Origin of the sequence: Aeromonas rivuli, from assembly GCF_000820045.1 — a bacterium.
GTDB classification, from domain to species: Bacteria; Pseudomonadota; Gammaproteobacteria; order Enterobacterales; family Aeromonadaceae; genus Aeromonas; species Aeromonas rivuli.
The window spans coordinates 24,269-30,766 of the sequence record NZ_CDBJ01000011.1; the positions used below are offsets into that span (position 1 = coordinate 24,269).

The 6,498-nt window shown below is 59.7% G+C and carries 8 protein-coding genes; all 8 read left to right on the top strand.

Annotated elements, in window-relative coordinates; translation table 11 throughout:
- The first annotated feature begins 9 nt into the window (after positions 1–9).
- Positions 10–537: a MotA/TolQ/ExbB proton channel family protein gene (locus BN1130_RS01240; RefSeq protein WP_042039784.1), complete on the top strand. Its 528-nt coding sequence runs from the start codon at positions 10–12 to the stop codon at positions 535–537.
- Between the two features lie 64 nt (positions 538–601).
- On the top strand, positions 602–1,009 hold the full coding sequence (locus BN1130_RS01245) for an ExbD/TolR family protein (RefSeq protein ID WP_005892521.1): 408 nt from the start codon (positions 602–604) through the stop codon (positions 1,007–1,009).
- A 15-nt stretch (positions 1,010–1,024) separates the two neighbouring features.
- On the top strand, positions 1,025–1,660 hold the full coding sequence (locus BN1130_RS01250) for an energy transducer TonB (RefSeq protein WP_042039786.1): 636 nt from the start codon (positions 1,025–1,027) through the stop codon (positions 1,658–1,660).
- 11 nt (positions 1,661–1,671) lie between these two features.
- A complete protein-coding gene (locus BN1130_RS01255) occupies positions 1,672–2,916 on the top strand; it encodes a tetratricopeptide repeat protein (protein WP_042039787.1) in 1,245 nt (414 codons plus the stop codon).
- A gap of 251 nt (positions 2,917–3,167) precedes the next feature.
- The gene (gene metN / locus BN1130_RS01260; RefSeq protein ID WP_042039788.1) at positions 3,168–4,211 is read left to right on the top strand and encodes a methionine ABC transporter ATP-binding protein MetN; all 1,044 of its coding nucleotides are present in this window, start codon (positions 3,168–3,170) and stop codon (positions 4,209–4,211) included.
- The gene (locus BN1130_RS01265) at positions 4,192–4,845 is read left to right on the top strand and encodes a methionine ABC transporter permease (RefSeq protein WP_042039789.1); all 654 of its coding nucleotides are present in this window, start codon (positions 4,192–4,194) and stop codon (positions 4,843–4,845) included. The genes metN and BN1130_RS01265 overlap by 20 nt, the downstream gene beginning before the upstream one ends.
- Before the next feature lie 27 nt (positions 4,846–4,872).
- On the top strand, positions 4,873–5,673 hold the full coding sequence (gene metQ / locus BN1130_RS01270) for a methionine ABC transporter substrate-binding lipoprotein MetQ (protein WP_042039790.1): 801 nt from the start codon (positions 4,873–4,875) through the stop codon (positions 5,671–5,673).
- A gap of 100 nt (positions 5,674–5,773) precedes the next feature.
- On the top strand, positions 5,774–6,274 hold the full coding sequence (gene rfaH / locus BN1130_RS01275; RefSeq protein WP_042039791.1) for a transcription/translation regulatory transformer protein RfaH: 501 nt from the start codon (positions 5,774–5,776) through the stop codon (positions 6,272–6,274).
- The last annotated feature ends 224 nt before the right edge of the window (positions 6,275–6,498 follow it).

The following is a 6,498-nucleotide window of genomic DNA, read 5'->3' on the forward strand; positions in this document are numbered from 1 at the left end:
GAGTCTTCCATGTGGTTCTGGTTGATTGAGGAAGTGGAATCCATCCGGCGCTTTCTGGGCATGGGGGGAGATGTGCTGGTCGCCATCTTCTTCCTCACCCTGTTGATGTGGGCCCTGTTGCTCGAGCGCTGGATCTATTTTCTGACCGTCTACCCGCAGCAAGCCAGGGGAACCCAACAGACCTGGCTGGCCCGCAGTGACCATGGATCCTGGTCTGCCAAGCAGATCCGCCGTGAACTGGTCTCCCGGGTTGCCCTGGCGGTGGACAAGGGGATGCCGGTCATCAAGGTGCTGATCGCCCTCTGCCCGCTGATGGGCCTGCTTGGTACCGTGGTCGGCATGGTGCAGGTGTTTGACACCCTCGCCATCACGGGCACGGGATCGCCGCGGGCCATGGCCTCCGGCATCTCCAAGGCCACTATTCCGACCATGGCGGGCATGGTGGCCTCCCTCTCGGGTCTGTTCTTCGCCAGCCGCCTCGAGCACAAAGGCAGGCTCGCGGTCGACAAACTGGAAGACAGCCTGAAGCACGGTTGAATCAGGGAATGATCCGGTGGCGAAGCCAGGCTTTGCCACCCGCGACAAGCAAGGAGTTTTTGCTATGAGAAAGCGTCACAGCGCAAGCAGCGCAGACGAGGCGGCGATCGATATGACCCCCATGCTGGACATAGTGTTCATCATGCTGATCTTCTTCATCGTCACCACCTCGTTCGTCAAGGAGGCCGGGGTCGAGATCAATCGCCCCAGCGCCAATACCGCCGAAACGGTCAAGAAGGGCAACATCATGGTGGCCGTGCGTGAGAACGGTCAGGTCTGGGTCGACAAGCGTCAGGTCGAGGTGGGCGCGGTGCGTGCCAACATCGAGCGGCTGCGTGCCGAGAACCCGGAGGGCGCCGTGGTGATCCAGGCCGATACCGAATCCAAGTCCGGTATCGTGGTGGAAGTCATGGATCAGATCCGCATGGCCGGGGTGCAGAACATCTCCATCGCGGCCAACAAAGAAGGCTGATGCCAGGGGTCACCAATGAGATACCTGATATCCTTCGCAGCCGCTTTTCTGGTGGTATTCGGCCTGTTCTGGGGAATGGACAAGCTGGTTAACCAGGATCGCCGGGAGCTGTTGGAACAAGACGACGTCAGCATGGTCGATTTTGTCCGCCTCAAGCCCCAGGAGACGCTGCAAGAGAAACAGAGAGAACTGCCCAAACCGCCGCCGCCCAAGCGCCCGCCACCTCCTCCCGAGATGGAAGTGTCGAGCCCGGACAAGCCGCAGATGCAGACCATGGCCATGGACATGCCCAAGCTGGACTTGCCGGTCAACATCGCCGGGGGCAATGCCCTCGGCGCCTACAGCACCGGTGGCGGTGGGGGTGGTCTGGGCGGCAATAACGGTGCCATACCACTGGCAACCTTCGAACCCATGATGCCGCGCAAGGCCGCCCTGGCGGGCCTGGCATCGGGCAAGGTGCTGCTGGAGTTTACCGTTACCGAACGGGGCACCGTCAGCAATGTCCGGGTCGTCAAGGAGCAGCCCCGCAGCTACGACCTCGGCAAAGAGGCGCGTAAAACCGTGGCCAAGTGGACATTCAAACCGGCCATGGTCGATGGCAAGCCGCAGGCGAGTCGCATGCAGCAAGAGATCGAATTCGCGGTCAACTAAGGAAGGTGGCGATGAACAAATTACACAAGGGGATATTGGCCCCGGTCGCCCTGGCCGTGTTGATGAGCACAGCCAGCTGGGCCGCCGAACAACCCTCCCTCTCTGACCGCGCCTACCGCGCGGTCAACAAGGCTCAGGAGCTGATTGCCGCCAAGAAATATGGCGAGGCCAATGCCAAGCTGCAAGAAGCCCTGTCGGGGGCTGGCGAGAAGGTCTATGACAAGGGGGTTATACTGCAAACCCTGGGCTTCGTGGCGGCCCAGCAGGATCAATACGGCAAGGCGACCAAATACTTCGCCGATGCCATTGCGACCGGCGGTCTCCCCCAACCCGTGGCCCAGCAGGTGCGTTACAACCTGGCCCAGCTTTATATGGCCGATGGCAATTTCAAGGGGTCCGTGACGACCATGAAGGCGTGGTTTGCCAACCTTGGCAAGGATGACAAGCCAACCCCCCATGCCTACATCACCCTGGCCAATGCCCATGTCCAGCTCAAGCAGTATAGGGAAGCCATTCCGGCAGTGGACAGTGCCATCAAGCTGTCGGCGGGCAAGGCGCCGGAATCCTGGTATCTGCTCAAGATGGGGGCCCACTACGAGCTGAAACAGTACAAGCCAGCCACCGAGGTATTGACTACCCTGGTCGGCATGTTCCCGGAGAAGAAGAAGTACTGGACCCAGCTCTCGGCCATGTATATGCAGGCGGGTAATGATGCCAAGGCGCTGTCCGCCCTGGAGAGCGCCTATCGGCTTGGCATGTTGACCGAGCAGGCCGAGTTGCTGCGCCTGGCCAACTACCTCGCCTTCGCCGGCATTCCCCATCGCGGCGCCCGCGTACTGGAGCAGGCCATGAAGGCGGGTCAGGTAGAGCGCAGCGTGGCGAACCTCAAGACCCTGGCCAACTACTGGCATCAGGCCAAGGAGCTCAACCCGGCCATCGATACCATGATGACGGCCTACCGCCAGGCGCCCAACGCCGAGCTGCAGCTCAAGATGGCGCGCATGATGATCCAGAGCAAGCGCTATCAGGATCTGGTCGCCCTGGCGGGCAAGCCGGCTGGCAATGCCAGCGGTGAGCAGCGGGCCGACCTCAAGTTCCTGACCGGGGTCGCCTACTTCGAACAGGACAAACCCCAGCAGGCGCTGACCGCCTTTACCCAGGCCGCCCAGAATGGCCAGGTCAGCGGCCGTGCCACCCCCTGGATAAGCTTCCTCAAGGAGCAGAGCCAGGAGGCAAACAGCAGCCAGACCCAATAGCCCCCGAGGGAGTTGCCTCTCTCACCTGTTCCAGGTGACCTGAACCGCTCTTCGGAGCGGTTTTTTTATAGGGAATATCCGACTATGGATATCCATATTTTAGACGTCTAGACGTAGAAACACGCATTGACATAGCCATCCAGACATCTTAGCATCATCCACCATGATGACAGAGCAAACCCAGTGTAACCTCTGCCCAATTTACCCGCCTGTAGCGCCCTGTGCTTTAAGGCTTTGGCACGGAAGAATCCATGATCAAGTTGAATGCCCTCAACAAAGTCTACGGGAAAGGCAGTGATGCCGTACACGCCCTGCGTGACGTGAGCCTGCATGTACCCCAGGGCAAGATTTTCGGTGTGATAGGTGCCTCCGGCGCCGGCAAGAGCACCCTCATTCGCTGCGTCAACCTGCTCGAGCGCCCCACCAGTGGCCAGGTCGTGGTCGATGACCAGGACTTGACCGCCCTCGGCGAAGCCGAGCTGACCCTGGCACGCCGTCAGATCGGCATGATTTTCCAGCACTTCAACCTGCTCTCTTCGCGCACTGTCTTTGCCAATGTCTCCTTCCCCCTGGAACTGGCCGGTTGGGACAAGGCCCGCATCAAGGGCCGGGTCGATGAGCTGCTAGCGCTGGTTGGCCTTGAGGCCCGCGCCCATGCTTATCCGTCCGAGCTCTCCGGCGGCCAGAAGCAGCGGGTTGCCATTGCCCGCGCTCTGGCTCCGGCTCCCAAGGTATTGCTGTGCGATGAAGCCACCTCGGCCCTGGATCCCCAGACCACTCGCTCTATCCTGACCCTGCTCAAGGAGATCAACGTCAAGCTGGGACTGACCATATTGCTCATCACCCACGAAATGGACGTGGTGAAAGGTATCTGTGATGAGGTCGCCATCATCAGCGACGGCAGCCTCATAGAGCAGGGCGAGGTCGCCTGGTTCTTCAGCAATGCCAAAACCCAGCTGGCCCGTGACTTCATCCACTCCACCATCCACCTGGATGTGCCCCAGGAGTATCAGGACAGGATGACTCCGACCCGGGAGCCCAACAGCTACCCGCTGCTCAAGCTCGGTTTCACCGGAGCCAGCGTCGACAGCCCGCTCATCTCCGAGGCGAGTCGCCGCTTCAACATAGACGTCAGCATACTGGCGGCGGACATCGAATACGCAGGAGGAGTCAAGTTCGGCTTCCTGCTGGCAGAGGTGTTTGGGGACGAGGCCCAGTGTGCGGCCACCCAACAATTCTTCATCGACAACCACATACAGCTGGAGGTAATGGGTTATGTCCGACGCCATGATTAATCTGCTCATCACGGCGCTGGGCGACACCCTTGTCATGGTGTCAGCCTCGGCCCTGTTCGGTTGCCTGCTCGGCCTGCCCCTGGGCGTCGCCCTCTATGTGACCAAACCGGGTCAGATCCTGGCCAACCCGCTGTTGAACCGCCTGCTTGGCATCGTGGTCAACATAGGTCGCTCGGTGCCCTTCATCATACTGCTGGTCGCCATCATACCGCTAACCCGACTCATCGTCGGCACCAGTATCGGCACCATAGCGGCCATAGTGCCGCTGACCATAGGCGCCGTGCCCTTCATCGCCCGCCTAGTGGAAGGGGCCCTGATGGAAGTGCCGGATGGCCTGCTCGAGGCCGCCAAGGCCATGGGCGCCAAGCCGCTGCAAATTATCACCAAGGTGTTGCTGCCCGAGGCCCTGCCCGGCATCCTCAACAGCGTCATCATCACCCTCGTCACACTCGTGAACTACTCCGCCATGGCCGGTGCCATCGGGGGGGGCGGTCTGGGTGATGTGGGGATCCGTTACGGCTATCAGCGCTTCGACCCAACCGTCATGCTGGTCACCGTGGCCATTCTGGTGGTACTGGTTCAACTCATCCAGAGCGCAGGTGAGCGTCTGGTCAAGCAATGCGATCATCGCTGAGCATCGATTTCTAAACAGGAGGTTTTTATGAAATTAGGCATTAAATCCATCGCGGCGGCCCTGCTGGCTGGCCTGGTACTGACCGCTTGCGGCCAGAAAGAAGAGAGCCAGACCCTGAAAGTGGGCGCCATCGCCGGTCCCGAGACCGAACTTATCGAGACTGCCGCCAAGATTGCCAAAGAAAAATATGGTCTGAACGTCGAAGTGGTGACCTTCTCCGACTATGTCACCCCCAACGTGGCCCTGAACGATGGCAGCATCGACATCAACGCCTTCCAGCACAAACCTTACCTGGATGCCCAGATCCGTGATCGCGGCTTCAAGCTGGTGCCGGTCGGCAACACCTTCGTCTACCCGATTGCCGGTTACTCCAAGAAGATAAAAGCCCTGAGCGAACTGAAAGATGGCGACCAGATTGCCGTCCCGAACGATCCGACCAACCTGGGCCGCTCCCTGATCCTGCTGGAGAAACAGGGTCTGCTGACTCTGAAAGAGGGCGCCGGTCTGGAAGCGACTGTGCTGGACATCACGGCCAATCCACGCAACTTCAAGATTGTCGAACTGGAAGCCGCCCAGCTGCCGCGCTCCCTGGAAGATGTCTCTCTCTCCATCATCAACAACACCTTCGCCGGTCAGATTGGGCTGACTCCGACCCAGAATGGTCTCTTTGTTGAAGATAAAGAGTCCCCCTATGTCAACCTGATCGTCGCCCGTGAAGACAACAAGGATGACGAGAAGGTCAAACAGTTCGTGCAAGCGTTCCAGACCGATGAGGTTTACCAGAAAGGCATGGCGCTGTTCAACGGCGGACTGGTCAAGGGCTGGTAAGCCACCCGCCACACCAGCAAAAAAGGCCACGTCAACGTGGCCTTTTTTATCGCTGCCGCTATCATAGCCTCGGGCACGATCACGATAAGAAATAACAAGCATGAAACTATGGTATCTGGCCTACTGCAAGCCCAAGGAAGAGGCGCGCGCACGAGTCCATTTGGCAGCTCAGGGCATTGAATCCTATTACCCCATGGTGGAAGTCGAAAAGCTGCGCCGTGGCAAACGCGTGCCGGTGCGCGAGCCCATGTTCCCGAACTACCTGTTCATCTATGTGGACCTCGAGGAGGTCACTCCGGTGACCCTCAAATCGACCCGGGGCATCAGTCGCATCATCCACTTCGGTCGGGAGTGGACCCCCATCAGCAGTCAACTCGTCTATCAGCTGATGAGCAAGGATGACAGCGATGAGGCGAGAGCCAGCTATGCCTGCCTGCCGAATCAGGGCGACAAGGTGCTCATCGAATCGGGTCCCCTGGCCGGATTCGAGGCCATCTATCTGGAGCCGGACGGCGAGAAGCGGGCCATCTTGTTGGTCAGCCTGCTCAATCAGGAAACCAGCAGCAGCTTCGACAATCAGGCCTTCCGTCGTCTGGACTGACATAAATCTCGATGGTGAGAAGCGCACCCTCTCTGCTGGTCAGCCTGCTCAATCAGGAAACCAGCAGCAGCGTCGACAACCAGGCCTTTCGTCGTCTGGACTGACATAAATCCCGATGGCGAGAAGCGCACCCTCTCTGCTGGTCAGCCTGCTCAACCAGGAAACCAGCAGCAGCGTCGACAGCCAGGCCTTTCGCCGTCTGGACTGATAGCGCCCCAGCGGGC